Here is a 26745-nt window from a genome sequence, read left to right as displayed (position 1 = left end):
CCCACCGGGCGTCCGGCTGCCTCGGACAGGGGCCGGAGGCAGCCGGTGGGAGGGTGGGGAGGTGAGCACGAGGCGCGCCGGCGAGGTCGAGCGGACCAGCGGCCCGCCGGCCGTGACCCCACCTCAGGTGCAGCGGCAGACCACGACCGGCCGGCTCCTGGCCGAGCACCCGTGGACCACCCACGTGGCCCTGGTGACGGTGGTGCTGCTGCTCGGGACCTCCACCGCGGGTCTCGCGTCGGAAACGGTCCGGGGGGCCACGGCCCTGGGCCTGTTCCTGCCCGGTGCCCCCGTGGCGGACGTGGTCGTGAGGGCGTGGCTGGCCGGGGCGGTGCTGGGGGCGCTGGTGCTGCTCGCCCGGCGCCGGCGACCGCTGGCCGTCACGGCGGTGCTGACGGTGCTGGCGGTCCTGTCGCTGCAGGTGGCCGGCGTCCTGGGGGTGCTGGGGTTCTGCCTGGCGTGGGCGCTGCACGCCGTGGCCGCCCGGCACAGCGCCCGCACCGCGTGGATCGTCGGCACGTCGGTGCTGGTGGTCGTGACGGTCGCCGTGTGGTGGTGGCAGGACATCGGCCTCGGTGAGGTCCTGCTGTGGAGCGACGAGGTCCCGCTCGTCGGCGGCCCGCCGGCCGGGCAGCTGGCCGAGCCCGAGTTCTCGTCGGGGCGCCGGTCGTGGACGGTGGTGCTGCTGCTCGTGCTGCTGGTGCTGGGCGGCGTGACCGGTGCCGGCGCGCAGGCCCGCCGCGTGCACGCGCACGACCTCGCCGAGCGGTACGCGGCGATGGCCCGCGAGCGTGACACCAGCGCGGCCCTGGCCCGGTCGGCCGAGCGCGCCCGGATCGCGCGCGAGGTGCACGACATCGTCGCCCACAGCGTCTCGGTGATGGTGGCCCTGTCCGACGGTGCCCTCTCGGCCCTCGACCGTGCCCCGGACTCCTCGCGCGCCGCCCTCACCGAACTGTCCAGGACGGGCCGGGAGGCGTTGCAGGACATGCGCAGCGTGCTGGGTTCGCTGCGGCCGGAGGAACACCCGCAGGGGGGACCGGCGGCGCCGACGGAGACGGATCTCCGCGCGGTCGTCGAACGCTTCCGCGCCGCCGGCCTGCCGTTGACGACGAGCGGTCTGGACACCCCGCTGCCGCCCGACACCGCGCTGCGCCTGGCCGTCGTGCGCATCGTGACCGAGGGACTGACCAACGTGCTGCGGCACGCCCCGGGCACCCCGTCCGCCGGTGTCGCGCTGCGGTGCACCGGCGCGGCCGTCGAGGTCGAGGTCGTCGACGCCGGCGGCACCCGCGCGGGAGACGACCGCGGAACCCACCGTGGTCTCATCGGCATGCGCGAGCGCGCCGCGCTCCTCGGCGGCCACGTCGCGGCCGGCCCGGGGGACGCAGGTGGCTGGCGCGTCCGCGTGGTGCTGCCGGTCGGCGGATCGGCCGAGGGGGACCGGACGTGACGACCGTGCTGCTCGTGGACGACCAGGCCCTGCTGCGCATGGGTTTCCGGCTGGTCATCGAGTCCGAACCCGACCTGGAGGTGGTCGGCGAGGCCTCCGACGGCGCCGTCGCGCTGGAACAGGTCCGCGCGCTGGCCCCGGACGTGGTGCTGATGGACGTCCGGATGCCCGGCATGGACGGCATCGAGGCCACCGGGCGCATCGCCGCCGAACACCCGTCCTCACGGGTGCTCGTGCTGACCACGTTCGACGTCGACGAGTACGCCTTCGCGGCGCTGCGCGCCGGAGCCAGCGGTTTCCTGGTGAAGAACGCGAGACCCACCGAACTCGTCGAGGCGATCCGGACGGTCGCCTCGGGCAGTTCCGTCGTCGCGCCGCGCGTCGTGCGGCGGATGCTCGACCTGTTCGCCCCGCACTTCCCGACGACCGCACAGGGGCCGCGCGACGGCGACCTCGACCCCCGGCTGCGCTCGCTGACGCCACGCGAACTCGACGTCCTGCGGTGCATCGCGGAGGGTCTGTCGAACGCCGAGACCGCCGAACGCCTCGTCCTGTCCGCGACGACGGTGAAGACCCACGTCGGGAACGTGCTGGCCAAGCTCGGGCTGCGCGACCGGGTGCAGGCGGTCATCGCGGCGTACGAGTGCGGGCTCGTGGGGCGGGGCGACGGGCGCGCCGTCCGCCTGCCCGAGTGACCTGACCACCGAGCTCGCCGTCCCGGGCACCGGGCGGGGCGTGGTGCTCACGCCCGGGGTCCACGACAGTGGTCCTGCCGGCACGTCCCGCCCGACGAGGAGCACCCGTGAGCCCACGTCCGCACCGGCTCCGCCGCACCCGCACCGCCTGGCGCCACACGGCGCACCGGGTGAGGCCCACCCTGAGCACCACCGCCCGCCTGACCGCGGCCGGCGTCCTGGCCTACCTCCTGACGCTGGAGGTCACCGACGGGCCCGTCGACCTCACCGGCGCGCTGACCGCGCTGCTGGTCATCCAGGCCTCCGCCCACGCCAGCCTGCGCATGGGCCTGGTGCGGGTGGGGGCGGTGGTCACCGGGGTGCTCGTCGCCGTCGCCCTGTCCGCGTGGAGCGGGCTGACCTGGTGGAGCCTGGGGCTGGCCATCGCCGTCTCGCTGCTGCTGGCGGCGGCGCTGCGGCTGGGGGCGCAGGCGCTGGAGACGCCCATCAGCGCCATGCTCGTCCTCGCCGTCGGCGGTCAGGAGATCGCCGCCGAGACGCGCATCGTCACCACGCTCGTCGGCGCGGGCATCGGCATGGCGTTCAACCTGCTGCTGCCCCCGCCGGTGCCCACCCGCGAGGCGGCCGTGAGCGTCGGAACGGTGGCCGAGGAGCAGGCGGACTGCCTGCTGGCCGCCAGCGTCTCGATGGCGACCCAGCCGATCACCCGCGAGGAGGTCGCCACCTGGCTGGCCCGGGCCCGGCGGGTGGAGGGCACCGCCGAGCAGGCCGCCGAGGTGCTCGGCACCGTCCGGGACGTGCGGCGGCTGAACCCGCGGGCCCTGAGGGCCCCCGACGTCGAGCCCCGGCTGAGCAGTGGACTGGACGCCCTGCAGCGCAGCGGCCTGGCCGTCCGCAGCCTGTTCGCCGTCGTGCTGACCGAGGCCCCGCACCGCGCCACCCTCGACGACGGGTACGGCGAGGAGGTCCGGCAGGCCTTCGCCGTCGTCCTGGCGGAGGTGGCCGCCTGCCTGCAGACCTTCGGCGCGCTGGTGGAGGCCGAGGTCTCCGGCGCCGAACAGGACGCCGAACGCGCGCTGGCGCGCAGCCTGGAGACGGCCGGGGAGGCGCGCGCGATCCTCACCGAACTCCTCTTCGTCGACCCGCGGGCCGAGACGTCGTTGTGGCTGCTGCGCGGCAGCATCCTCACCGCGGTGCAGCAGGTCCTCACCCCGCTGGACCTGGAGGAGCGGGCCCGCGCCCGGCAGCTGCCCACGGCCCCGCCCCTCGGCGCGCTGACACCGCTGGTGCGGGCGGTGGTTCCGGCCCCCAGCCGCCGCCGGGCCCGCCGGTTGCTCCACCGGGTCCGGCTCCTGCGGTGACGACGAGGGGTGCGCCCTGTTCCGCTCAGCCGTCGCTGCGGGCCTCGGCCAGCCGGTGGGGAACCCGCAGCAACCGGACGGCCGTCACCAGGAACAGGCCGCCGACGAGGTTGCCGAGGGCGGACCAGCCCAGCAACCCCAGCCAGTGCCAGTAGCCGAACGGCGCGCCGACGTGGAACGCGGCGAACATCAGCAGCGAGTCCAGGACGCAGTGGAACAACTGCGCCCCGGCCAGCAGGGCCCCGAACAGGACGGCCGGCACGAGCTTGACGCCCATGCTCTCGGTGGCGTGCTGCATGCGCGTCATGAGCGTGATGACGGCACCGGCCAGGACCGCCAGGCAGAACGACTGCAGGTCGATCCCCAACTGCGCGTAGTGCCGGGCCGAGCTGACCACCGTGCCGGACAGTTCCGGCAGCGCCCGCACGATCACCCACGTGATGACCCAGCCCGCGGCCAGGTTGGTGACCAGGGTGACCGACCACAGCCGCAGCAGCTGGCCCAGGGTGCCGTGGCGGGCGGCCAGCGCCGTGACCGGCACGAGGAAGTTCTCGGTGAACAACTCGCTGCGGGCCAGCAGCAGGGCCACGAAACCCAGGGAGAACGCCAGACCCGCCAGCAGCTTGCTGCCCGTGGCGTGCTCGACGACGAGGTAGGCCAGCACCCCCGTGCCGACGTCGATGCCGCCGAGCAGCCCGACGCTGAGCAGGGGCAGCAGGGGGCGCCGCAGGCGGTCCTCGCCCTCCTCGACGAGACGGTCGAAGGCGTCCTCGACCTCCGGCTCCGGCTCGTCGGGCCGGCCGGCGGGGGAGGGCAGGGACGTGTCGCTGCTGGCCACGGGCGAACTCCTGGATCGGTGCTGCGGTTCCTGACACGCCATCTACCCACTGCACCGGCGTCCATCCGCCTCGTCACGCACCGGTCACCGCGCGTAGGGGAGACTTCCGGGGTGCACCGCCTCTCCCACTTCTCCCTCGGGCACCGGGCGCTCACCGCGCTCATCACGGTGGCCATCGCCGTCCTGGGCGCCGTCAACCTCGGGTCGCTGCGGCAGGAACTCATCCCCTCCATCTCGTTCCCCGCGGCCGCCGTCGTGGGGGCCTACCCCGGCGCCTCCCCGCAGGTGGTCGAGGACCAGGTCACCGCCGTCGTGGAGGACGCCGTGGCCGGCGTCGGCGGCGTGGAGTCGGTCCAGTCCACCTCGGCCGCCAACCTGTCGACCACGACGGTGCTGTTCGAGTACGGCACCGACATCAGCGCCGCGCTGTCGGACCTGCGCGGCGCCCTGGACCAGGTGTCCGCCGGGCTGCCCGAGGACGTCGAACCCCAGGTCGTCGCCGGTTCCGTCGACGACCTGCCCGTGGTGCAGCTGGCCGTCGCCGGCGGTGCGGACCAGGCGGCGCTGCAGGCCGCCGTCGAGGAGGTGCTCAGCCCGGCGTTGTCCGACCTCGAGGGCGTGCGCTCGGTCTCGGTCACCGGGCAGCCGACCGCGCAGGTCCGCCTCGACGTCGACCTGGCGGCCCTGACCGCTGCGGGCCTGTCCCCGGCGGCGGTGCTGTCGGTGCTGCAGGACAACGGGATCCGCGCGCCGGCCGGAACCCTGACCCAGGGCGACCAGACCGTCTCCGTGCAGGTCGGCACGCCCCTCGGCAGCGTCGAGGACCTGGCGGGCCTGCCCCTGACCGGGACGACCGGCCGCGTCGTGACGCTCGGCGAGGTCGCCCAGGTCGTCGACGGCGAAGCCGCCGCCACGTCGTTCTCCCGCCTCGACGGTCAGCCCTCCCTGGGCGTCGCGCTGACCAGGACCCCGGACGGCAACGTCGTGGAGGTCTCCGACGCCGTGCAGGCCGCGCTCGACGACGTCGCCGACCGCCTCGACGCGCTCGACGTGCAGGTCAGCGTCGTGTTCGACCAGGCCCCCTTCATCCAGCAGTCCATCGAGAGCCTGGCCCAGGAGGGCGGCCTCGGCCTGCTGTTCGCCGTCGTGGTGATCCTGCTGTTCCTCGCCTCGTGGCGTTCCACGGTCGTCTCGGCGATGTCGATCCCGCTGTCGCTGCTCGTGACGTTCACCGTCATGCGGATCACCGGCTACACGCTGAACATCCTCACCCTGGCCGCGCTGACGATCGCCATCGGCCGCGTCGTCGACGACTCCATCGTCGTCATCGAGAACATCGCCCGGCACCTGTCCTACGGGGAGGAACGCCGCAAGGCCGTCCAGACCGCCGTGCGCGAGGTCGCCGGCGCCATCACCTCCTCCACCCTGGCCACCGTCGCCGTGTTCGCCCCCATCGGTTTCGTCTCCGGTTTCGTCGGCGAGCTGTTCCGGCCGTTCGCCCTCACCGTGGCCATCGCGATGCTCGCCTCGCTGTTCGTGGCGCTGACGATCATCCCGGTGCTGGCGTTCTGGTTCCTGCGCTCCCCGCGCGGGGTCGAGCAGCTCGCCGCCGCCGCGCACGCCCGGGAGACGGCCGAGGCGAAGGAGCGGCGCAGCCTGTGGCAGCGCGGCTACCTGCCCGTGCTCGCCGCCTCGCTGCGCCGCCCCGTGGTCACCCTCGTCATCGCCGTGCTCGTCCTCGGCGGCACGCTGGCCCTCGTCCCGCGCCTGCAGACCAACCTCATCGGCGACTCGGGCCAGAACACCCTGACGGTCACCGAGACCTTCGCCCCCGGCACGTCGCTGGCCGCGCAGGACGCCGCGGCCAGGGCCGTGGAGGAACGGCTCATCGGCCACGACGACGTCGAGACGGTCCAGACGACCGTGGGCAGCGGCTCCGGGTTCGCGGCCTTCGGCGGAGGCGGCACCCTCACGGCCAGCTTCGCGCTCACCCTGGCCGAGGACGCCGACGGCCAGGGTGCCGCCGACCGCATCACCCAGGCGCTGGAAGGGCTGGAGGACGACCCCGTCACCGGCCTCGACGTCAGCGCCGACAGCGGCGGTTTCGGCTCCTCGACGGTCGACCTCGTCCTGGCCGGCGACGACCCCGGGGCGCTGGCGCAGGCGGCCGAGGCGGTGCAGGCCGCCGTGCAGGACGTGTCCGGGGTCGCCGACGTCACCAACACCCTCGCCCAGGAGCAGCCCGTCGTGCAGGTCAGCGTGGACCGCGCCGCGGCCGCCGCGGCCGGCGTCACCGAGGCCGCGGTGACCACCGCGGTGGCCGGGGCGATGAACGACCCGACGGTCGGTTCCGTCGACCTCGGCAGCGGTCCCGTCGACGTCGTCGCGCACTTCGCCGACGCCCCCGCCGACCTGGCCGCCCTGCGGAACCTGCCCGTCACCACGCCGGCCGGACCGGTTGCGCTGCAGGCGCTCGCCAGCGTCGAGGAGGTCTCGGCGCCGGCCAGCACCACCCGGCAGGACGGGCAGCGGACCGTGACCGTCTCAGTCACCCCGGCCGGCCAGGACGTCGGCTCGCTGACGGCTGACCTGACCGCCGCCACCGACCCCCTCGACCTGCCCACCGGCGTCGAACTCACCGTCGGCGGGGTGGCGGCCGACCAGCAGGATGCCTTCGCCGACCTGGGGCTGGCGCTGCTGCTGGCGATCGCCATCGTCTACATCGTCCTGGTGGCCACGTTCGGGTCGCTGACCCAGCCGCTGATCCTGCTGGTGTCCGTGCCGTTCGCCGCGACGGGCGCGCTCATCGGGTTGCTGGTGACCGACACCGCGCTGGGGGTTCCCGCGCTCATCGGGCTGCTCATGCTCGTCGGCATCGTCGTGTCCAACGCCATCGTCCTCATCGACCTCGTCAACCAGTACCGGGCGCAGGGCCGGTCGCTGGACGAGGCCGTGACCGAGGGCGCGCGGCAACGGTTGCGGCCCATCGTCATGACGGCCGCGGCGACGATCTTCGCGCTGATCCCGATGGCGCTGGGCATCACCGGGCACGGGGGTTTCATCTCCCAGCCGCTGGCGGTCGTCGTCATCGGCGGGCTGATCAGTTCCACGCTGCTGACGCTAGTGGTCGTCCCGGTGATCTACGTCCTCGGGCAGCGGTGGGGGACCCGCCGGGCCGAGCGCCGTCGCGCGCGGTCCGCGCCCCGGCACGCGGTCCAGGGCTGACGTCCCGTTCCCCGGGGGGATCCATCCGGGGAACGGCCGTCCCGCCTCCTGCGACCAGTTCGCAAGAACGTTTCGAGTCGCGCACGCCTCCAGCCGTGTCCACCATGGGGTCGGCGCCGGTGATCGGCGCCGCGAACACGGGCTCGGAAGCAGCCCTGCCCGAGACGACCGACTCACGCAGGAGATGACGACATTGCCTCAGTTCGACACGCCTGACACCCTCTTCGGCGCCACCGTCACCGGTTCCAACGGCGACAAGATCGGCAAGGTCGACGAGGTGTACCTCGACAACACCTCCGGCCAGCCGGAATGGGTCTCGGTCAAGACCGGCCTCTTCGGCTCGAACGTCTCCCTCATCCCGCTGTCGCAGGCGACCGTCTCGGGGGACACCGTCACCGTCCCGTTCGACAAGTCGTTCGTGAAGGACGCCCCGCACCACGACCCGGGCCGTGAACTCAGCCCGAGCGACGAGGACGACCTGTACCGCTACTACGGCATCGCCGGTGGCGGCACCACGACCGACACGACCACCACGACGGGCACCGCGACCACGGGCCACACGACCACGGACACGGTCGGGACGACCGGAACCGGTGTCACCTCCGGCACGGACCGCGACGCGGAGTTCGCCACCGGAACGCGGGCCGAGGGGTACACCGAGGGTCGCACCGAGGGCCACGACACCTCCGGCCCCAACACCGACGACGCCATGACGCGCTCGAAGGAAGAACTGCACGTCGGCACCGAGACCCGCGAAGCGGGCCGCGCCCGGCTGCGCAAGTACATCACCAGCGAGACCGTCTCGAAGTCCGTTCCCGTCTCGCACGAGGAGGTCGTGGTCGAGCGCGAGCCGATCACCGAGGCCAACCGCGGCGCGGCGCTGTCCGGTGGGGACCTCACCGAGGAGGAGCACGAGGTCGTGCTCACCGAGGAGCACGCGGTCGCCGCGAAGGAGACCGTTCCGGTCGAACGCGTCAAGCTCGGCACCGAGACCGTGCAGGACACCGAGACCGTCCAGGCCGAGGTGCGCGAGGAGCACATCGACCTCGACACGGACTCGACCACCCGCACCGGCACCACGGGCCGCGGCGACCGCGACTGAACCCCGAGGAGCCGGAGGAGCCGGCGGTGGCAGAACCCAGCAGCCGGCGGGCAGCGCCGGAGGTCCAGCTGCACCAGGAGGTCCTGCACGTCGGGACCGAACGGGTCGCCGTCGAACGTGTCCGGGTCGCGAAACGGATCGTGACCGAGACCCGCACGATCGAGGTTCCGGTGCGGACCGAGGAACTCGTGGTCACCCGCGAGGAACTCGACCCCGTGCCCCTCGCGGAACCTGCCGCGGACGCTGACGAGATCGTCGTCGTCCTGCACGAGGAGGTTCCCGAGGTGACCTTGCGGGTCCTGCCCGTGGAGCGAGTTGTCGTCCGCAAGCGGACGGTCCGGGGCGAGGACGTCGTCTCGGCCGACCTGGCGACCGAGGTCGCGGACGTGACCGTCGTCGGTCCGGCGACCGAGAACACATCCAGCACCGAGTGAGACATCCGGAGGTACGCATGAGCAGCAACGACGACACCGGGGCGACCGCCGCGCACCGCGCCGAGCCGGCCGACCCGCTGGCCCCGCAGTTCGCGACCGGGCCGGTCACGGGAACGGGCCCGGTGACGGGCCCCACGACGACGGGACCGGCGGGACCGGGGCAGTCCGGCAGCGCCCGCGAGCAGGTGGCGGGCACCGCCAAGGAAGAGGCCGGCAACGTCGCAGGCACGGCCAAGGAACAGGCCGCGGCGGTGGCGGGCAGCGCGCAGGAGCAGGCGCAGAACGTCCTGGCGGAGGCCAAGGACCAGGCCGGGGACCTGCTGGAGGAGCTGCGTCGGCAGCTGTCCGAGCAGTCCGACGCCGTGCGGGACAAGCTGTCGCAGTTCCTCACCGGTTTCGGTGCCGAACTCGGCGAGATGGCCTCCTCCGGTGGCGGTTCGGGCCACGCGACCCAGCTGGTGCGCCAGCTCGGCGACCGGACGTCGTCGTGGGGTTCGCACCTGAACGACGCCTCCTCCGGTGACCTGCTGCAGCAGACCCGCTCGTTCGCGCGGCGCAGGCCGGGCGCGTTCCTGCTCGGTGCCCTCGTCGCGGGGGTGGCCGCGGGCCGGCTCAGCCGTGGGGCCAAGGCCCAGCACGACCAGGATTCCGCGTCGTCCGCGGAACTGGTCCCGGCCGGCTCGCCCACCGCGCGCCCGGCGGACATCCCCACCCTGACCCCGCCGGTCGAGCCCTACGCGGGAACCGCCTCCGCCGGGTACGGCGTGCCGGGAACCCCCACGGGTGACCCCGTGCTCCCGGGCAACGCGACGCGCGCCGACCTCGGGTACCGGCCGTGAGCGGATCCACCGCCGCCCCGCCCCCCGGGGGACCGACCGGCGCGGGGGAGGACCGTTCCCTGGGCGACATCGTCGGCAGCATCACCACGGAACTGTCGACGCTGGTGCGCCAGGAGATCGCGCTGGCCAAGGCCGAGGCGACCCAGGACGCCAAGACGGCGGGCAAGGGGGTGGGCCTGCTGGCCGGCGGCGGCGTCGCCGGGCACCTGTTCCTCATCTCGCTGACCGCCCTGGTGGTCATCGCCCTCGGCGGGGTCATCGGCTACGGCTGGGCCGCGCTGATCGTCACCGTCGTCTGGGCCGTCATCGCCGCCGTGCTCGTCCAGCGCGGCCGCACGGAACTCAAGAAGGTTCCCCCGCCCATGCAGCAGACGCAGGAGAGTGTGAAGGAGGACGTCCAGTGGCTGAAGAACCGGAACAGCTGAAGCACGACATCGAGGGGACGCGCAGCCAACTGTCCGCCGACCTGGACGCCCTGAGCGACAAGATCAGTCCCTCGAACGTCGCCCACCGGCAGGTCGAGGCGGCCAAGGCCAGCGTGGCGGGCGTCCGGGACCGGATCATGGGGTCGGCGCACGACGCCGCCGACAGCGTCAAGGGCGCGGCCGACAGCGTCAAGGGTGCGGCCTCGTCCTCCGGCGACGCCGCCGGTGGCGGCGTGGCCAAGGCCAAGTCGAAGGCCCAGGGCAATCCGCTCGCGGCCGGGGTCATCGCCTTCGGCGCCGGCTGGCTGCTGTCCTCGCTCTTCCCGGCCTCGGCCAAGGAGACCGAGGCGACCCGCGCCCTGGTCGAGACGGCCAAGGACAAGGGCCAGCCGCTGCTGCAGGAGGCCAAGAGCATGGCCTCCGAGGTCGGCAGCTCCCTCGGCGAGCACGCCAAGGAGGCTGCGGCGCAGGTCAAGGAGACCGCGCAGGACGCCGCCGGCACCGTCCAGGAGGACGCGCGCAGCGCGGCCGGGACGGTCCAGGAGCAGGGTCGTGAATCGGCCGGCAACGTCAAGGGCAGCGCGCAGGACGCCAGGTCCTGACCCCGCCCGAGCACGAAGCACCACCCACCGGCCGGTGGGGCGTCCCGACCGGGACGCCTCACCGGCCGTTCCCATCAGCTGAGGAGCCGATCATGAGCACGCCCGACAACTCCGGCTCGCACCGCGCCGGGAACGAGCAGCAGACCCGCGACGACACCCCCCGCCTCGTGCGGCGACCCGGGCACGAGGCCGGACAGGAACCGCACCGCGAACGGCCGATGGACCGTCACGCCGTGGTCGAGCGGGAGAAGAACGCCCACGGCGGGGTGAAGGTGGGATCGGCGTTCTTCGGCTGGCTCACCGCCACCGGGGCGGCCGTCCTGCTCACCGCCCTCCTGGCGGCCACCGGCACGGCCGTCGGGCTCGCCTCGGCCGGCGGGGTCGACCAGGCGCTGGACGCCGCGCAGAACTCCGCCGACCAGAACGCGGGGACCATCGGGGTGGTGGGCGGCATCGCGCTGCTCGTCGTCCTGCTGGTGTCCTACTTCTGCGGCGGCTACGTCGCGGGCCGGATGGCGCGCTTCAACGGGGCGCGCCAGGGGATCGCGGTCTGGGTGTGGGCCGTCGTCATCGCCGTCGTGGTCGCGGTGGTCGCGGCCGTGGCGGGCAACCAGTACGACGTCCTGGGACAGTTGAACAGCTTCCCGCGGCTGCCCGTCGACTCCGGTTCGCTGACCGCCGGGTCGGTCATCGCCGTCGTCGCCGCCGCGCTCGTCGCGCTCGTGGGCGCCGTGCTGGGTGGTCTGGCGGGCATGCGCTTCCACCGCCGGGTGGACCGCGCCGGTCTGGGCCGCTGAGGCGCGCGGCCGGCCCACCTGTGGCACCCCGCGGTGCCGGGCCGGCCGCGACCGCGGCTGTGGTGGCCCCGGGCGGGGTTCCGGGTCAGACTTCAACCGGTGGTCCAACCCGGTGGCCTCCTGCGACGGGAAGGCAGCGAGTGGACGCGACGACTGACGGCCTCCGGATCGACCTCCTCGGCGACGCCGAACCGCTGCGCCAGGCCCGGCGTTTCGTCCGCCTCCAGGCCGAACGCAGCGGTCTGGAGGAGCAGGGCGACGACGCGGTGCAGGTGACCGCCGAACTGCTCGGCGGGCTGGGGGAGCGCCTGCGGCCGACCGCCCTGCACGTCACGGACGCGGGCGGCACGCTGGTCCTGGGCGTGGACCTGCAGTTGCCCGACAGCAGCCCGCCGCCCCTGCCACCGGAGACGCAGGCGCTGCTGTCGAACCTCTCGGCCGACTGGGGATGGCGGTCGGCCCCGGACGGTGCCCACCTCTGGTGCCGGTTGCTGCCACCCGGCGAGCACACCGCGACCGGGTAGCTCTTCGGTTCCCGTTCCGCCGCCGTTCGTGCCGGCTCCGATCCGTGGCGCCGTCCGGTCGGTTCCCCGGCCTGGCCGCACTGGACGAGGACGTCCGCGAGACCGTGAGGTGTGGGAGGGCGCCACCGCTGACGGACTGCGTCGATGCGCCGCGGGGAGGTTCGCCTCGTCGATCTCGACCCGGCCGTCGGCCTGCGACCCCTCCGGCTCAGCGTTCCCGGCCGGCCAGGGACCGGCCGAGCACGAGCGTGGCGAGCCCCGCGGCGACCGTGACGGTCAGCCCCAGCCGCAGGCTCACGGTGTCGGCGATCAGGCCGATCAACGGCGGGCTGAGCAGGAAACCCAGCCGCATGGCCCAGTTCACCAGTGACAACCCCACGCCGTGCGGCAGGCCCGGAAGTTCGTCGGCGGCGTGGAAGGCGGCGGGGATGAGCGTCGCGACGCCCGCGCCCGCCAGGGCGAACCCGGCGAGCGTCAGCGGTAGCGACGGCCACAGGAGGGCGGTGCCCATCCCCAGCGCCGTCATGGCGCCACCGGTGCGCACGACCCGGCGCTGGCCGTAGCGGTCGACGAGCCGGTCACCCGTGAGCCGCGCGAACGTCATGGCGACCATGAGCGCCAGGTAGCCCAGCCCCGCGGTACCCGCGGCGGTGCCGAGTTCGTCGTGCAGGTAGATGGCGCTCCAGGACGACCCGGCGTCCTCGACGAGACTGCCGCAGGCGGCGAGCAGACCGAGGGCGAGGACCGCGGCGACCACCCGGGCGCGGCGGCGTGGCGTGGCCCGGCGCGCTGCCGCCGTCTCGTCCCCGGTGGGTTCGGGGCGGTCGGGTCCGCGCAGCATGAGGCGTTGCAGCAGGAGGGCGACGACGCCGAGGACGGCCGCGGTGACCCACACCTGACCCGTCAGCGGAACCGTCAGGGCGGCCCCGGCCGAGCCGAGCACCGCGCCCGTCGCCGCACCGACGCTCCAGACGCCGTGGAAGGAGTTGAGGATCGAGCGCCCGTAGGCCCGCTGGACGCGGAGGCCGTGCGCGTTCTGGGCGACGTCGACGAGGGCGTCGACGAGGCCGGCGAGGAAGAACGCGACCACCAGGAGGGGCCAGGTGGGTGCGGCGACCGCCGCCGAGATGGCGGCGGCGAGCAGGACGAGCCCGGCCGAGGCCGTCCACGCGGAGCCCAGCCGGCGCAGCACGACGGAGGAGAACGGGGCCGCGACGAGGCTGCCGAGCGGCAGGGCGGCGATCGCCGTGCCCAGCGCCGCGTTGCTGATGCCCAGGCCGTCGCGCAGTTCGGGCAGGCGCGGGACGAGGCTGGAGTAGAAGACGGCGTTGAGGAAGAAGCAGCCGGCGACGGCGGAGCGGGCCCGGCGCACCGGTGTGGTGGGCGGCGCGGTGGTGGAGACGGGCGAGGTCACGGCGGATCAACTCCGGTCGGCGGGGTGGCGGTCGGTCCGGGAGGTGCGTGCCCGCGGCCCGCGCCCTCGCGTCGCGGTGATCCTAGTGACCGGGGTCGCCGGACCCGACGGGGATTTCCCGTGCACGATCACGGGAGGGCAGTGCGCTCAGGGGCCGGCACCGTCGAGCACCTCCCGGGCGAGGGAGGCGTGGGTGACCAGCCCGTCGAGCAGTCCGCTGCGCAGGACGGCCTGCACCGCTCCGGCGCGTTCGGCGCCGGCGGCCAGGGCGATGACCTGCGGGGTGCTCCGCAACTGCTGCTCGGTGACGCACAGGGACCGGGGGCCCAGGGCGTCGACGACCCGGCCGTCGGCGCCGAACAGCAGGCCGGTCACCTCCGCGCGCACGCCGGCGCGGTCGAGTTCGGCGCGGTCGGTGGGGGACAGGGCGTCGCGGACGGTCGACTGGCCCGGTGCCCAGGCGCCGATCGAGACGACGGCCTTGGTGAGGTCGTCCATCGCCTGCACGGCGCGCGCGACCGGCCCGTCGCCGTGCAGCGCGACGGCGGTGTTCTCGTCGGCCACCACGAGCGGTGCGTAGAACGTGATCGCGCGGCCGCCCGCGCGCCGGGCCATCGACGTGATGAGTTCGGGACCGTTCTGCGCGACGTCGTCGCGGGCCAGCGACCCGGCGAGCTGGACGAACGTGGCGGGAACCCGTTCGCTCCAGCTGTCGACGACGGCCGACACGGTCCGCCCCCAGGCCAGTCCCACGACGTCGTCCTCGGTGAGGAGTTGTTCGAGCAGTTCGGCGGCGAGCCGGCCGACGCGCAGGCGCTGGACGGCGCCGTCAGCACCGGCGTCGAGGAGCACGAGCGCGTGCTGCAGCCCGTACCGCTCGCGCAACGCGGCGGACAGGCCGGCGTCGAGGTCGGCCGGGGCGCCCACGACGACCTGCACCAGACCTGCGAGCCGGGCCAGTTCCAGCAGCCGGGCCACCTTGAACCGGTTGATCCCCAGGTCCTGCGCGATCCGCACCTTGGAGTCGCCGTCGAGGTGGAACCGGCGGGCGACGTCGACCGCCAGGGCCAGCGCCCCGGGCCGCAGGGCGGCCACCGACTGCGCTGTGGGTCTGCGCGCCACGGCTTCCTCCGTGAGGTCTCGGCGAGGGTTGACAACGCGCGGGCTCGTTCCGATGCTCAGTGCATCACGTGCGAGCACGCGTGCTCAAGTGAGAACAGCTGATCGACGACGACCTGTGAGGAGTTCTCCCGTGCGCGCTGCCCACCTGCCCGGCAACCGCGAGGTCGACCTGCGCGAGGTCGAGGACCCCCGCCCCGGCCACGGCCAGGTGGTCGTGGCGATGCGCGCCTCCACCATCTGCGGATCGGACCTGCGCGCCATCTACCGCGAGCACCTCGGGGAGGGGCCGGAGGCCTACCAGGGCGTCGCCGGTGGCCACGAACCCGCCGGGCGGGTCGTCGCGGTGGGGCCGGGCGTCCAGCGGATCTCCGTCGGCGACCGCGTCGTCGTCTACCACATCAGCGGCTGCGGGCAGTGCGAGGAGTGCCGACGCGGGTACCAGATCAGTTGCACCGCACCGCAACGGGCCGCGTACGGGTGGCAGCGCGACGGCGGGCACGCCGACCTGCTGCTGGCCGAGGAGCGTGACCTGCTGGTCCTGCCGGACGAACTCACGTTCCTCGACGGCGCCTGCGTCGCGTGCGGTTTCAGCACCGCCTACGAGGCGCTGTGCCGGATCGGCGTCTCCGGTCGCGACCGGCTGCTGGTCACCGGTCTGGGCCCGGTCGGCCTGGCGGCCGGCCTGCTCGGCAAGGCCATGGGTGCCGGCACGGTGGTCGGTACCGACCCCAGCCCGCAGCGGCGCGCGCTGGCCCTGGAGCTCGGCGCCGTCGACCACGCCGTGGCCGGCGCCGACGACGAACTCGACGCCCTGCTCGGCGACGGCGCGGAAACCTCCGTCGACTGCTCCGGCAACGGGGCCGGCCAGCTCACCGCGCTCAGGCACACCCGCCGGTGGGGGCGGGTGGCGCTGGTCGGCGAGGGTGGGCAGCTGGCCGTCGACGTCAGCGAGGTGATCATCCACCGGCAGCTGACGATCCACGGTTCCTGGGTGTCCTCGACCGTGCGCACGGGTGAACTGCTGACCAACCTCGTGCGGTGGGGGCTGCACCCGGAGGCGGTCGTCACCCACACCTTCGCGTTGCAGGAGGCGGCCGAGGCGTACGCGGTGGCCGACTCCGGGGTCGGGGGCAAGGTCGGCATCGTCTGGGCGGACTGAGCCGGACGGGCCATCCCGTGCTGTTCGAGGTTCAAACATCCGAGTAGCCTGAGCGACAGGTGTTGAGCAGAAGGCGCAGCACCTGCCGGAACGGTCGACGGAGGTCGTCCCGGCGTGCGGCGGACGCACACCAGAGTCGGAAGGACGTTCCCGTGGACCGCTTCAGCGACCGCGTCATCCTCATCACCGGCGGCGGGTCCGGCCTGGGCCGCGCCACCGCGGTACGGCTGGCCACCGAGGGCGCGAAGCTCGCGCTCGTCGACGTCTCGGAGCAGGGCCTGGCCGAGTCGGCCGCGGCCGTGACCGAGGCCGCCCCGCAGGCCGAGGTCATCACCGTCGTGGCGGACGTGTCGGAGGAGACCGACGTCGAGGCCTACGTGGCCGCCACCCTCGAGCGGTTCGGCCGCATCGACGGGTTCTTCAACAACGCCGGCATCGAGGGCCGCCAGAACCTGACCGAGGACTTCACGGTCTCCGAGTTCGACCGCGTCCACGGCATCAACCTGCGCGGTGTGTTCCTGGGCCTGGAGAAGGTCCTGAAGGTCATGCGCGAGCAGGGTTCGGGTCGCGTGGTGAACACCGCGAGCGTCGGTGGCATCCGCGGTGTCGGCAACCAGTCCGGCTACGCCGCCGCCAAGCACGGCGTCGTGGGCCTGACCCGCAACTCCGCCGTCGAGTACGGCCAGTACGGGATCAGCATCAACGCGATCGCCCCGGGCGCGATCTGGACGCCGATGGTCGAGAACTCCATGCGCCAGCTCGACCCCGAGAACCCGGAGGGGGCCGCCGAGCAGTTCATCCAGGTCAACCCGACCAAGCGCTACGGCAGGGCTCCGGAGATCGCCTCGGTCGTCGCCTTCCTGCTGTCCGACGACGCCAGCTACGTCAACGCCGCGGTCGTCCCGATCGACGGCGGACAGTCCGCCAAGTACTGAGCGGAGCCGTCGGCCGGGCCCGCCGCGTCGTGCGGGGTCCGCTCGGAGGAGCGGCAGCACGCGCCGGCGACAGGGCAGTCGTGGACCACCCGCGACGCCCTGCTCGCGGGCGGCCACCGGGTCCGGCTGCGCACGCCGGCGGGCGACCTGCTGCCGGTGGAGGAGGACCGGGAACGCCGAGCCGTCAGCGAGCACCCTGGGCGGAGTCGGCCCGTTCCTCGTGCCGGGCCGGCAGCAGGGCGATGAGCAGGCCCAACAGGGCGGTCGCGCCGTGCAGGACGTTGGCGCCGGTGTCGAGGTTCATGGCGTTGGGCTCCCCGGCGACCAGCAGGCCCCAGACGAACAGGCCGCCGTAGGCGACCAGCAGCAGCGCGCCGTAGGCGCGCGCGAACGTGGGCCGGGCGTAGGCGGCGACCCCGAGACCGCCGACGAGCAGGTGGGCGACGTTGTGCAGGGGGTTGACCGTGATGCCGGCGATGTTGTGCGCCGGGTCGTGACCGGTGAAGTCGGAGGAACCGGTCACCAGGAAACCCAGCAACCCCACGACGACGTAGGTCGTCCCCAGCACCGCCGAGATGAGCTGCCCGGCCGACGGCTGGTCCTGGTGGGAGGTGTGGCGGTGGATCGTCCCGTGCGTCGTCTCACTGCCTGTGGCGCGTTCGCTCATGGTCGCCGGGATCCTGTCGGAAGGGGGTTCGTCGGCCCTGGTTGGACCGTTCGCGACGCTAGGACCGCCCTGCGGGGGCGGCAAGTGGAAGCGGCCGGAGGAGCCGCAGAGCGGAGCCGGCGCACCCGTGACCGGACCGCCGACACGTCGTTCCCGACGTGCTGGCGGTCCGGTTTCCGCGAGGGTCCTCAGCTGCGGCCGGGCAGCAGGCCCTTGAGCACCTGCGACGCCTTCTGCTGCTCGCCCTGCTGAGCGGTCATGACCAGCAGGACACCGGTCAGCGCGGGAATGGTCCACTGCAGCACCTTGAGGCGCTTCATGGCGCTCGCCTGCTCCGCCGGGGTCTCCGGGCTCGGGTCGACACCGGAGTTCGCCGGGGCCTTGGAGTCCTTGCCCAGGCGTGCACCCTCCAGCCCCGACCAGGCGGTGACGCCCATGGCGGCCAGGGTCACGGCGCTCTTGAGGACGGTGTTCCCGCGGGTTCCGGACTGGCCCACCACGCGGCCCTTGTTGCCCGCGATGAGCCCGATGCCGCCGATGGCGTGCACGGCCAGGGCGGCGGCGTTGACCGGAGCCCAGCGTGCCCACCCGGCGGTGGCGACGTGCGTGCGGTCGGTGGGGTCGCTGACCGCGGCGGAGGCGCCGTTCAGACCGACGGCCCCGAACAGCGAGCCACCGAACCACGCGGCGAGTCCGATGTCGTGCAGCGAACGGATGACGGTCTGACGCTCTGCCACGGTGAGGTGCTCCTGGTCCAGTAGGGGTTTCGAACTGTCCTGCCCTGTCCTACCCGTGATGAGCAGGGTCAACCACTCGAAACTCCTCCCCACGACGCGGGCGTCACAGGTGTGCCTGCGTCGGCCCGCAGACTGGGTGGGTGCACCAGTTCCTGACGGACCTGCTGAGGGTGGCGCCGGCACCCGGCGCCTGGCGCGTGGCGGTGCGGGCCTCGTGCTGCCTGCTGCTGGCGCTGCTGGCCCTGTGGTGGCTGGAGCACCTGGCGTGGGCGCTGTACGCGACGTTCGGCGTGTTCGCCTCGGTCTACGGCGGCCGCGCACCGGTACCGGGCCGGTGGCGGACCCAGGGTGCCGTCGGGATCCTGCTCGTCGCCGCGGTCGCGACCGGTGCGGCCGTGGCCGTCAGCGTGGACCGCACGCTGCTCGTCGTGCCCGTCGCCGCCGCCTGGGCGGCCGGCACCTCGCTGCTGGCCGACCGCGGGCGCTGGCGGCCGCCGGGCCCGATGTTCTTCGTCTTCGCCGTCACCGCCTGCGGCTCGGTCCCCGTGGCCGCCTCGGACGTGGGGCCGGTGACCGGTGTGGCCGCGGGGGCGGCGGCGCTGTCGGTGCTGCTGGGCGTGCTGGAGGTGCGGCTGGCGCCCTCGCGTGCCGCCGCGCCACCGCCGCCGCACGTCCCGCGGGAGGTGCCGCTGCTCGCCCACGCGCTGTGCTGCGCGGTCGTCGTGGCGGCGGCCGGCGGGGTCGCGGTCGCCCTGGGCATCGGCCACCCCTACTGGGCCATGGTGGCGGCCGTGGTCCCGCTGGCCGCGCCGACGTCCTCCACCCAGGTCGTGCGCGGGGTCCAGCGCAGCCTGGGCACCGTCGTCGGCGTCCTGGTGGCGGCCGTGCTGCTGGCGCCACCCCTGCCGGCCCTGGCCGTCGTCGTGCTGCTGGCCGTGCTGCAGGGGGCCACCGAACTGGTGGTGACCCGCAACTACGGCCTGGCCATGCTGTTCATCACGCCGCTGGCGCTGCTGTCGGGACAGTTGGCGCTCACCCGTCCCGTGGCCACGCTCGTCGCGGACCGGGTGCTCGAAACCCTGGTCGGAGTGGTCGTCGGGCTGCTGGGCGCGCTGGTGTTCCGCGCGCTGGTGGCCCGCCGCGCCGGCCGCGGGAACCTGCGCGAGGGCGCGGTGACGGGGGACGAAGGGCCCTGACCCGGACGCGGCGGCCGGGGGCACTGTGCGGGGGTGCAGGAACTGACCGAACTCAGCGCGCAGGCCTGCCGGACCTTCCTCGGCACCAGCGGACGCGGCCGCATCGTGTTCACCGAGGACTCGCTCCCGGCGGTGGCCTCCACGCGCTACGTCGTGTGGGGCGACCGGTTGTGGTTCCCGACACCGGCCCGCAGCGCCTTGCGCCACCACCGCGACGGCGACGTGCTGGCCTACCACGTCGACCACGTCGAGGTGGACGCGGAGGCGGCCATCGGCGACGGGTGGAGCGTCACCGTCCTCGGCGGGTGCCGGGCGGCGCCACCGGGGGCCCGGCCGCAGGCCGTGGAGGAGTTCTGCCCCCAGCCCGGAGGGCCCGTGCTCGCGCTGGACATGGTGCAGTTCACCGGCAGGCTGCTCAGCGCCCGGCCGATCCCGCCGCCCCGCACCGACTGAGGGCGTCAGGGACCTTGGCCCCTGGGACCGCGGCCGCGGCGGACCCACCGTGAGCGGGGCGTCGCCGAGACCGTGCGACGCCGCACGGGTGGGAGGTGGGGATGGACAGGAGTTCGTCCGGGAGCGGTCCGCCGCGGGTGACGGCCCGGCACCGGTCCGGGCGCGGCACCCCCGTCGTGGCGTGGGGGCGGTGAGCGTGGGAGGCGTGGACGCACCCGTGCCGACGACGGCTGCGCCGGAGGTTCCGGTGGCCGGGCTGCCTCCGCAGGGAGTGGGGCGCATCGTGTTCACCCACGGCGCGCTGCCCGCGGTGGCGACCGTGAACTACCGGGTGCTCGGTGCGCGCATCCTCTTCCGCACCGGCGTCGACACCGTCCTGGCCCGGTCGGTGCGGGACGCCGTGGTCGCCTTCGCCGTGGACGTGGACGGCCCCACGACGGGGAGCGGCCCCGGGTGGACGATCACCGTGACCGGGCGCTGCCGGGCGCTGCCCGATCCTCCCGAGGAGGTGCGGCGCGGGCTGACGCCGTGGGCCCCGGGCGTCCGCGACTCCTTCCACGCCGTGGACGTGGCGCTGGTCCACCGCGCCCGCCTCGACGGCTGAGGCGGTGCCCGGCGGCCGAGGTGGGGCGTGGACCTGGCCGCGCCGGAGGAGGACGATGGGAACCCCCGTCGAGGAACTGCTCCAGCTGTTCGAGGAGGAACCATGAGAGCTCGTCCCGGCGACCGCATCGTCATCGCCTCGGCCACCGTCGGCGCCACCCGGCGCGACGGGGTCGTGGTCGACGTCCCCCACCCCGACGGCAGCCCGCCCTACCGCGTCCGCTGGGACGACACCGGCACCGAGACCGTCTTCTTCCCCGGGCACGACGCCAGCGTCTCCCACGACGAAGGTTCGGACGGGGGTTCGGACGGGGGTGCGGCCTCCGCGGCGGGCGAGCGGCCACCGGGTCAGGGCTGGGAGCACGTGCGCCGCTGGACCGTCACCGTCGACGTGTTCGCCCACGAGGACGACACCACGGCGCACGCGGTCCTGAGCGGTTTCGACGGCACGGGCAGCGCGCACCGGCAGCCCGCGGACGCGCCGTCGGCCGAGGTCGGCGCCGAGGTCGCCACCGCCCGCGCGTTGCGCCAGCTGGCCGACAGCCTGACCGCCCGGGCGGAGTCGGTCGTCGGGAGCCGCGGCTAGGTCGCGCGCGTGCCCAGGATCCGGGTCTTCCTGCTCGACGACCACGCCGTCGTCCGCGCCGGTCTGCGCGCCGTGCTGGAGGCCGGCGACGACGTCGAGGTGGTCGGGGAGGCGGCGACCGTCGCCGACGCCCTCGAGGGGATCACCCTGACGCGTCCCGACGTCGCCGTCCTCGACGGCCGGCTGCCGGACGGTTCGGGGATCGACGTCTGCCGGCAGGTGGCGCTGCTCTCACCGGGGACGCGCACGATCGTCCTGACCTCCTACGACGACGACGAGGCGCTGATGGCCTCGGTGCTGGCGGGCGCGGCGGGGTACCTGCTGAAGGAGATCGGCACCACCGACCTGGTGGGTTCGGTGCGCGCGGTCCACGAGGGCAGGACCCTGCTGGACCCGGCCGCGGTGGAGCAGGTGCGCCGGCGGCTGGAGGACCCGCTGGCGGCCGACCGGCGGCTGGCCGAGCTCACCCCGCAGGAACGCCGCGTCCTGCGGCTGCTCAGCGAGGGCCGGACGAACCGGCAGATCGGCGCCGAACTGCACCTGGCGGAGAAGACCGTCAAGAACTACGTCTCGAACGTGCTCGCGAAGCTCGGCCTGGCCAGCCGGACGCAGGCGGCGTTGTTCACCACCGCGCGTTCCCGCGGGTGAGACCGTCCCGGCGGGTGGCGTCGGGATCGTCGTAGCTCAGCGGGTCCGCGGTGACCGCGACCCGGACGACACCGGGGACCGTGCGCGCGACGACGGCCGCGACCCGTTGCGAGGCGGCGTCGTAGGGGCCGCTCACGGTGACGACGCCGTTGTCGGCGGTGACCGTCCACGTCTGGTCGGGCAGGTCCTCCGCCAGCCGGTCCTGCACGGCCCGGCGCACGTCCTCGTCGTCGTGGGTGAGGGTGCGCAGGACGTCGCGGCGGGCCAGGACGCCGACGAGGCGGTGACCGTCCATCACCGGAACCGCCTTGAAACCCCGATCCAGCAGGACCGCGACGGCGTCGGCGAGGTCGTCGCGCAGGTCCACGGTCACGGGGTGCGGGGTCATCACCTCGGCGACCGTGCGGAACAGTTCCTCGCCGGTGTCGTCGAGGTCGTCGTGGGGCAGCAGGTGCGAGCGCGGGTCCGGGCGCACCCGTCCGCGCAGCAGGTCGGACTCGCTGACCACGCCCACCAGCCCGCCGTCGGTGCCCAGCACGGGCGCCGAGGAGAAACCGTGGTGCAGCAGCACCCGTGCCGCGTGCGCGATCTCGTCGTCGGCCACCAGGGTGACCGGCTGCCGTGACGGCAGCGCCTCCCTCACCAGCACCGTTGAGCACCTCCCAGGACCCGGGCCCCCATGGTGGCCCCGTTCCGCGGTCGGCGCCAGGGACGAAGTCCCCTGGGCGGCCGGGCGCTGGTCCGGGTGCCCGACGGTGTGCCCGACGGTGTTCCCGACGGTGACCCGGGTGGTCCGCTGGAGGGGGAACGGGAGTTCCTGCGGCAGGTGCGGCCCGCGGTGCTGCTCACGGCCACGGTTCCGGTGGCCGCCGTCCCCCCGTTCCGCTGACCGGCCGCCACCGGTCGAACTCCCGCTGCCACGCCGCGCCGCGCAGCCGGATCGCGGCCGCGGTCACGACCCCGCGCGCCACGGACGTCAGGACCACCACGATCAGGGCCCCCACGAGGTGGGTGATCCACGCCAGGGTCACGGCCTGGGCGGGCGGTTCGGCGGGCAGGGCCGGCGCGCCGTGGGCGTCGACGCGGATCGCGGTTCCCGACGCCGGTCCCGTGCCGGTGGGCGCGGCGTCGTCGGCCCGCCACGCGCTGACGGTGCCCAGGGCCGCGGTGCGTTCGCGGGGGCGGCCCTCCCACTCCCAGCGCACCTGCACCGTGACGTTGCTCGCCCGGTGGTCACCGGCGGGATCGCGGGAGGCCTCGTCCGCGACGACCGTCAAGGTCGCCGGCACGACCGTCTGGGCGCTGATCCGTTCACGGGCCTGGGCACCGGCCTGCGCGGCGGCCCGGGGGGCGTGCGCGAGCAGCGCCCCGCTGCCCAGCAGGCCCGCGACGGTGACAGCGCACAGGACCGTGGCCTCGAGCAGGGTCGCGCGGTTCACCAGGGGGGACCGGTGCAGTTCCCCGCGGACCACGACGACGGTCCGCTCCCGCGCCAGGGAACCGGCCAGGCGACTGCGGCAACGGGCGAGCAGTCCCGCTCGCCGGTGCAGGGTGCGGTCTTCACCGTCCACGCGAACCGGCCTCCTCCGGTGGGTGCACCAGAGGCGGATCGTGGTTCCCGCCCGGTTCCGGCGACAGGGGCCGAGGTCCCGGGTCAGCCGTCACCGGGCACCCGGGACCGTCGGGTCGACGACGTTCCGGCCGCGGCGCGGCGCCGGGGGTTCCCGCAGTTCCTGCGGGACCTTCTGCCCTGATCCACCGGCGGTTCCCCGAACACGCTGCACCCGTGAGCGGACGAGGGCGGGACGGGCCGGTGGTGGTCGAGGCGGTGCGGAACACCGTGGAACCGCGCCCGGTCCACGCCCACGACGAGGCGGGCGGACCCGGACCCGCCGCCGTCCGCGAGGCGCCGGCCGGGCATCGGGAACTCCTCGTCCGCTCCCGGTCGCTGCGGGTCCCCGACGGAACGGAGCCGGGCGCGGAACCGGGCGCGGAGCCGGGCGCGGAAGCGGGCGCGGGCGCACCGCGGATCCGGCCGCTGCCGCGTTCCGGTGGCCCGCTGCGGCTCGTCCCGCCCGCCGGGACGCGGACGGCGGTGGGTTGATGGGCGCCGGGCAGCGGACCGGTCGCGTGGTCGTCGGGGTCGCCGACGGCGACGCCGACCGCCCCGCCGTGGACTGGGCGGCCGAGCACGCCCACCACGACGGTCTCGCCCTGCACCTGGTGCACGCGGTTCCGGAGACCGTCACGGGCGACGTCACCGCACGCTGGTACGACGAGGACCTGCGGCGGTACGTCGACGAGCGGGCCCGGGAGGCGCTCGCCGAGGTCGCCGCCCGGGTGCGGGAGGAACACCCCGGCCTCACCGTGACCAGCGAGACCGTCCGCGACCGTCCGCGGCGCGTGCTGCAGCAGGCCGCCCAGGGCGCCGCGCTGCTGGTGAGTGGAGCGGCGCACCGCAGCTGGGTCCGCACCCACGGTTTCTCCGGTCTCCTGCTGGGTTCCACGAGCCTGTTCCTCGCCGCGCACGCCCCGTGCCCGGTCGCCGTCGTGCGCTCCGCCCCGGCCGCGGGAACCCGTGGGATCGTCGTGGGGGACGACGGTTCCTCGGCGGCCCGGGCCGCCGTGGGTTTCGCGGCCACGCGAGCGGCCGACCTCGCCGAACCCCTGCGCATCGTCCGCACCTGGCGGTCCACCTCCCGGTACGCCGGGGACTGGGACCCGGTGCGGATCGGGGAGCTGCGCAGCGTCGAGGAGACCGCGCACCGGCACGACGGCGAGGTCCTGGCCGGGCAGGTCCGGGCCACCCACCCCGGCCTGCAGGTGGACGTCGACGTGCTCGAGGGGGTCGAACCAGGGCCGGTGCTCGTCGAGTACGCGGCCCGTGCCCGCCTGCTGGTGGTCGGCGCGCGCGGCCACGGGGCGTTCGCGACCGCCCTGCTCGGCTCGACCAGCCACGACGTCCTGCACCGCGCGAGCGGACCCGTGGTCGTCGTCCCCGACCCCGCGCGGGTCGCCCACGGCGCCGCACCGGCCGCCGGTTCCCACGCCGGATGACCTCCCGGCCCCGCGGTACCCGCCCGCTGGAACGCACCTGGGCAACCGGCCCCGCGTGTGCTTGCATCGGCGGTGCGCGCGACGTCGGGCGAGACGTCGGGCGCGACGGGAGGCGAGGCGAGGCCGATGACGTCCGGGTTCGACGAGCGCACGCGCTGGGACGGTCCGCGCGGCGGGGTGGACGGCGGGTCGGACGGTGATCCGGACGGCGGCCCGGACGACCCCGGCATCACCTTCCCGCAGGTCGGCCGGCTGGAACTGGACCAGTTGCTGGAACAGCTCATCGAGCGGGCCCAGGACGTGCTGTCCACCCAGGGCCGGTTGCGCAGCCTGCTGGCCGCGACGCGCGCGATCAGCACCGACCTGGACCTGCCCGTTCTGCTGCGCCGCACCGCCGTCGCGGCCCGCGACCTGGTCGGGGCCCGGTACGCGGTGCTCGCCGTTCCCGGGCCCGGCGGGGAGTCGGGCCCGGGGTGGCAGGAGTACCGCGCCGGCGACGCGGTCGCCGAACCCGCTGCCGGGACCTCTCGGCTGGAGGTTCCCGTCCGGGTGCGCGGGGAGTTCTTCGGGAACCTGCACGTCAGCGGCAAGATCGTCGGCGGGACCGTGGTGCCGTTCAGCTCCGAGGACTCCGAACTGCTGGTGGCCCTGGCCTCGGCCGCGGGGGTGGCGATCGACAACGCGCGGTTGTTCGACGTCGCCGAACGCCGGCAGCGCTGGCTGCAGGCCTCCGCCGAGATCGTCCGGGACCTGCTGGCCGAGCGGTCCTCCCCGCTGTCCCTCATCGCCCGGCAGGCCCGTGCCGCGGCGCTGGCCGACCTGGGGCTGGTGCTGCGGGTCGACCACGGCGACGAGGAGCTGCTGCAGGTCGTGGCCGCCGACGGCGAGGTCGCGGACCTGCTGCTGGGCACCACGTGGAGGCGCGTCGAGACCCTCGCCGGCCGGGTGCTGGGCCAGGAGGCCGACGCCGTGTTCACCGATGCCGCGCAGGCCGGCATGAACACGTCGCTGACCGCCGTGCCCAGCGGTCCGGCGATGATGGTGCACGTCCCGCTCACCCCCGGGCAGCGACCCGCGTTGCTGGTGCTGCTGAGGCGCACGGGCGCCCGGGCGTTCGGCGACGACGACCTGGCGATGGCCGGCGACTTCACCGGCCACGTGGCGCTGGCCCTCGAACTCGGCCGGGCGCAGGAGGACCGTCGTCGCCTCGCGCTGGTCGACGACCGGGACCGCATCGCGCGGGACCTGCACGACCACGTGATCCAGCAGTTGTTCGCCTCGGGTCTGCGGCTGTCGGCCCTGGCCGGGCGCACCGCGGAGCCGGAGACCGCGCGGGCGCTGCGGCAGGTCGTGGAGGCCTGCGACGAGACGATCCGCGCCATCCGCTCCACGATCTTCCAGCTCACCCACGCTCCGCGGGAGGTCGACGTCCGCGACGTCGTGCTGCCGCTGGTCGCCGAGTTCACCGACCTGCTGGGTTTCCCGCCGACCGTCGCGTTCGACGTCCCGGCCGGTGCACTGGTCACCGGTGACGTGGCCGGGCACGTGGAGGCCGTCGTGCGGGAACTGCTGTCGAACTGCGCCCGGCACGCCCGCGCCGGGCACGTCACCGTGCAGGTGGAACTGTCCCCCCACGAACTGGTGCTGACCGTGGCCGACGACGGCGTCGGGACGGGGCCGGCCGCGGGAACGGGAACGGCGCACCGGCGCAGCGGCCTGGCCAACCTCGAACAGCGGGCCCGGTCCCTGGGCGGATCGTGCACGACCACCTCACCGACGCACACCTCGCCGGGAGGTGGAGGCCGCGGAACCCGCACGAGGTGGTCGGTCCCGGGACGTTCTGCCCTGTGCGGCCGCTGAACAACCCGGACCC

At 74.5% G+C, this 26745-nt stretch carries 29 protein-coding genes; 22 read left to right on the top strand and 7 right to left on the bottom strand.

Annotation, left to right across the window (positions count from 1 at the left end):
- Positions 1 to 61 precede the first annotated feature (61 nt).
- From ACRYR2_RS04725 to ACRYR2_RS04715, 3 genes are all read left to right on the top strand, one after another.
- Positions 62 to 1453, top strand: coding sequence for a sensor histidine kinase (locus ACRYR2_RS04725; protein ID WP_432561678.1), 1392 nt, complete (start codon positions 62 to 64; stop codon positions 1451 to 1453).
- Complete coding sequence (locus ACRYR2_RS04720; RefSeq protein WP_432561677.1) at positions 1450 to 2148, top strand: response regulator; 699 nt, start codon at positions 1450 to 1452, stop codon at positions 2146 to 2148. Before ACRYR2_RS04725 ends, ACRYR2_RS04720 begins: the two co-directional genes overlap by 4 nt.
- Positions 2149 to 2255: 107 nt before the next feature.
- Complete coding sequence (locus tag ACRYR2_RS04715) at positions 2256 to 3509, top strand: FUSC family protein (RefSeq protein WP_432561676.1); 1254 nt, start codon at positions 2256 to 2258, stop codon at positions 3507 to 3509.
- 25 nt (positions 3510 to 3534) lie between these two features.
- On the opposite strand, the gene ACRYR2_RS04710 is transcribed toward ACRYR2_RS04715, so the two are convergent.
- Positions 3535 to 4347, bottom strand: a complete 813-nt coding sequence (locus ACRYR2_RS04710; protein ID WP_432561675.1) for a formate/nitrite transporter family protein — start codon at positions 4345 to 4347, stop codon at positions 3535 to 3537.
- Positions 4348 to 4458: 111 nt separating this feature from the next.
- Between ACRYR2_RS04710 and ACRYR2_RS04705 the strand changes: the two genes are divergently transcribed.
- The 8 genes from ACRYR2_RS04705 to ACRYR2_RS04670 all read left to right on the top strand — a co-directional run bounded on the left by ACRYR2_RS04705 (position 4459) and on the right by ACRYR2_RS04670 (position 12295).
- Entirely contained in the window at positions 4459 to 7572 is a 3114-nt protein-coding gene (locus ACRYR2_RS04705) for an efflux RND transporter permease subunit (protein WP_432561674.1), read from the top strand.
- Positions 7573 to 7756: 184 nt separating this feature from the next.
- A complete protein-coding gene (locus ACRYR2_RS04700; protein ID WP_432561673.1) occupies positions 7757 to 8674 on the top strand; it encodes a DUF2382 domain-containing protein in 918 nt (305 codons plus the stop codon).
- A 26-nt stretch (positions 8675 to 8700) separates the two neighbouring features.
- The gene (locus ACRYR2_RS04695; RefSeq protein WP_432561672.1) at positions 8701 to 9108 is read left to right on the top strand and encodes a DUF2382 domain-containing protein; all 408 of its coding nucleotides are present in this window, start codon (positions 8701 to 8703) and stop codon (positions 9106 to 9108) included.
- 17 nt (positions 9109 to 9125) lie between these two features.
- Positions 9126 to 9947, top strand: coding sequence for a CsbD family protein (locus ACRYR2_RS04690; RefSeq protein WP_432561671.1), 822 nt, complete (start codon positions 9126 to 9128; stop codon positions 9945 to 9947).
- Positions 9944 to 10372, top strand: a complete 429-nt coding sequence (locus ACRYR2_RS04685) for a phage holin family protein (protein ID WP_432561670.1) — start codon at positions 9944 to 9946, stop codon at positions 10370 to 10372. The genes ACRYR2_RS04690 and ACRYR2_RS04685 overlap by 4 nt, the downstream gene beginning before the upstream one ends.
- Positions 10348 to 10974 carry a DUF3618 domain-containing protein gene (locus tag ACRYR2_RS04680; RefSeq protein ID WP_432561669.1) on the top strand — a complete coding sequence of 209 codons (627 nt, stop codon included), beginning with the start codon at positions 10348 to 10350 and terminating at the stop codon, positions 10972 to 10974. Before ACRYR2_RS04685 ends, ACRYR2_RS04680 begins: the two co-directional genes overlap by 25 nt.
- A 92-nt stretch (positions 10975 to 11066) precedes the next feature.
- Positions 11067 to 11771 (top strand): hypothetical protein, encoded by a 705-nt coding sequence (locus ACRYR2_RS04675; RefSeq protein WP_432561668.1) that lies wholly within the window; start codon positions 11067 to 11069, stop codon positions 11769 to 11771.
- Between the two features lie 140 nt (positions 11772 to 11911).
- The gene (locus tag ACRYR2_RS04670; protein WP_432561667.1) at positions 11912 to 12295 is read left to right on the top strand and encodes a hypothetical protein; all 384 of its coding nucleotides are present in this window, start codon (positions 11912 to 11914) and stop codon (positions 12293 to 12295) included.
- Between the two features lie 208 nt (positions 12296 to 12503).
- Here ACRYR2_RS04670 and ACRYR2_RS04665 read toward each other — a convergent pair whose 3' ends face one another.
- Together ACRYR2_RS04665 and ACRYR2_RS04660 are read right to left on the bottom strand one after the other, a co-directional pair.
- Complete coding sequence (locus ACRYR2_RS04665) at positions 12504 to 13709, bottom strand: MFS transporter (protein ID WP_432561666.1); 1206 nt, start codon at positions 13707 to 13709, stop codon at positions 12504 to 12506.
- A gap of 147 nt (positions 13710 to 13856) precedes the next feature.
- Positions 13857 to 14831: a sugar-binding transcriptional regulator gene (locus ACRYR2_RS04660; RefSeq protein WP_432561665.1), complete on the bottom strand. Its 975-nt coding sequence runs from the start codon at positions 14829 to 14831 to the stop codon at positions 13857 to 13859.
- 130 nt (positions 14832 to 14961) lie between these two features.
- Here ACRYR2_RS04660 and ACRYR2_RS04655 point away from each other — a divergent pair, with 130 nt between their 5' ends.
- Both ACRYR2_RS04655 and ACRYR2_RS04650 read left to right on the top strand, forming a co-directional pair.
- Entirely contained in the window at positions 14962 to 15990 is a 1029-nt protein-coding gene (locus tag ACRYR2_RS04655; RefSeq protein ID WP_432561664.1) for a zinc-dependent alcohol dehydrogenase family protein, read from the top strand.
- Between the two features lie 152 nt (positions 15991 to 16142).
- Positions 16143 to 16925, top strand: coding sequence for an SDR family oxidoreductase (locus tag ACRYR2_RS04650; protein ID WP_432561663.1), 783 nt, complete (start codon positions 16143 to 16145; stop codon positions 16923 to 16925).
- Between the two features lie 184 nt (positions 16926 to 17109).
- Here the strand turns inward: ACRYR2_RS04650 and ACRYR2_RS04645 are convergent, their stop codons facing one another.
- Positions 17110 to 17592, bottom strand: coding sequence for a DUF4383 domain-containing protein (locus ACRYR2_RS04645; RefSeq protein WP_432561662.1), 483 nt, complete (start codon positions 17590 to 17592; stop codon positions 17110 to 17112).
- A gap of 188 nt (positions 17593 to 17780) precedes the next feature.
- Positions 17781 to 18329, bottom strand: a complete 549-nt coding sequence (locus tag ACRYR2_RS04640; protein ID WP_432561661.1) for a hypothetical protein — start codon at positions 18327 to 18329, stop codon at positions 17781 to 17783.
- A 140-nt stretch (positions 18330 to 18469) separates the two neighbouring features.
- Here ACRYR2_RS04640 and ACRYR2_RS04635 point away from each other — a divergent pair, with 140 nt between their 5' ends.
- The 5 genes from ACRYR2_RS04635 to ACRYR2_RS04615 all read left to right on the top strand — a co-directional run bounded on the left by ACRYR2_RS04635 (position 18470) and on the right by ACRYR2_RS04615 (position 21815).
- On the top strand, positions 18470 to 19525 hold the full coding sequence (locus tag ACRYR2_RS04635; RefSeq protein ID WP_432561660.1) for an FUSC family protein: 1056 nt from the start codon (positions 18470 to 18472) through the stop codon (positions 19523 to 19525).
- A 33-nt stretch (positions 19526 to 19558) separates the two neighbouring features.
- The gene (locus tag ACRYR2_RS04630) at positions 19559 to 19978 is read left to right on the top strand and encodes a pyridoxamine 5'-phosphate oxidase family protein (RefSeq protein ID WP_432561659.1); all 420 of its coding nucleotides are present in this window, start codon (positions 19559 to 19561) and stop codon (positions 19976 to 19978) included.
- A gap of 205 nt (positions 19979 to 20183) precedes the next feature.
- The gene (locus ACRYR2_RS04625; protein ID WP_432561658.1) at positions 20184 to 20582 is read left to right on the top strand and encodes a pyridoxamine 5'-phosphate oxidase family protein; all 399 of its coding nucleotides are present in this window, start codon (positions 20184 to 20186) and stop codon (positions 20580 to 20582) included.
- Positions 20583 to 20684: 102 nt separating this feature from the next.
- Complete coding sequence (locus ACRYR2_RS04620) at positions 20685 to 21167, top strand: DUF1918 domain-containing protein (RefSeq protein WP_432561657.1); 483 nt, start codon at positions 20685 to 20687, stop codon at positions 21165 to 21167.
- Between the two features lie 9 nt (positions 21168 to 21176).
- A complete protein-coding gene (locus ACRYR2_RS04615; RefSeq protein ID WP_432561656.1) occupies positions 21177 to 21815 on the top strand; it encodes a response regulator in 639 nt (212 codons plus the stop codon).
- On the opposite strand, the gene ACRYR2_RS04610 is transcribed toward ACRYR2_RS04615, so the two are convergent.
- A complete protein-coding gene (locus ACRYR2_RS04610; RefSeq protein WP_432561655.1) occupies positions 21790 to 22464 on the bottom strand; it encodes a CBS domain-containing protein in 675 nt (224 codons plus the stop codon). The two genes, ACRYR2_RS04615 and ACRYR2_RS04610, sit on opposite strands and share 26 nt — an antisense overlap.
- A gap of 30 nt (positions 22465 to 22494) precedes the next feature.
- Between ACRYR2_RS04610 and ACRYR2_RS04605 the strand changes: the two genes are divergently transcribed.
- Positions 22495 to 22704, top strand: a complete 210-nt coding sequence (locus tag ACRYR2_RS04605) for a hypothetical protein (protein ID WP_432561654.1) — start codon at positions 22495 to 22497, stop codon at positions 22702 to 22704.
- On the opposite strand, the gene ACRYR2_RS04600 is transcribed toward ACRYR2_RS04605, so the two are convergent.
- Positions 22661 to 23386 (bottom strand): hypothetical protein, encoded by a 726-nt coding sequence (locus ACRYR2_RS04600; RefSeq protein ID WP_432561653.1) that lies wholly within the window; start codon positions 23384 to 23386, stop codon positions 22661 to 22663. The two genes, ACRYR2_RS04605 and ACRYR2_RS04600, sit on opposite strands and share 44 nt — an antisense overlap.
- Positions 23387 to 23601: 215 nt before the next feature.
- Here ACRYR2_RS04600 and ACRYR2_RS04595 point away from each other — a divergent pair, with 215 nt between their 5' ends.
- The 3 genes from ACRYR2_RS04595 to ACRYR2_RS04585 all read left to right on the top strand — a co-directional run bounded on the left by ACRYR2_RS04595 (position 23602) and on the right by ACRYR2_RS04585 (position 26732).
- Positions 23602 to 23919 (top strand): hypothetical protein, encoded by a 318-nt coding sequence (locus tag ACRYR2_RS04595; protein ID WP_432561652.1) that lies wholly within the window; start codon positions 23602 to 23604, stop codon positions 23917 to 23919.
- Entirely contained in the window at positions 23919 to 24872 is a 954-nt protein-coding gene (locus ACRYR2_RS04590; protein ID WP_432561651.1) for a universal stress protein, read from the top strand. The genes ACRYR2_RS04595 and ACRYR2_RS04590 overlap by 1 nt, the downstream gene beginning before the upstream one ends.
- A 126-nt stretch (positions 24873 to 24998) precedes the next feature.
- The gene (locus tag ACRYR2_RS04585) at positions 24999 to 26732 is read left to right on the top strand and encodes a sensor histidine kinase (RefSeq protein ID WP_432561650.1); all 1734 of its coding nucleotides are present in this window, start codon (positions 24999 to 25001) and stop codon (positions 26730 to 26732) included.
- Positions 26733 to 26745: the final 13 nt, after the last annotated feature.

It is taken from the genome of Kineococcus deserti, assembly GCF_050871945.1.
Classification (GTDB): domain Bacteria; phylum Actinomycetota; class Actinomycetes; order Actinomycetales; family Kineococcaceae; genus Kineococcus.
This window is presented reverse-complemented; position numbering and strand designations above follow the sequence as displayed.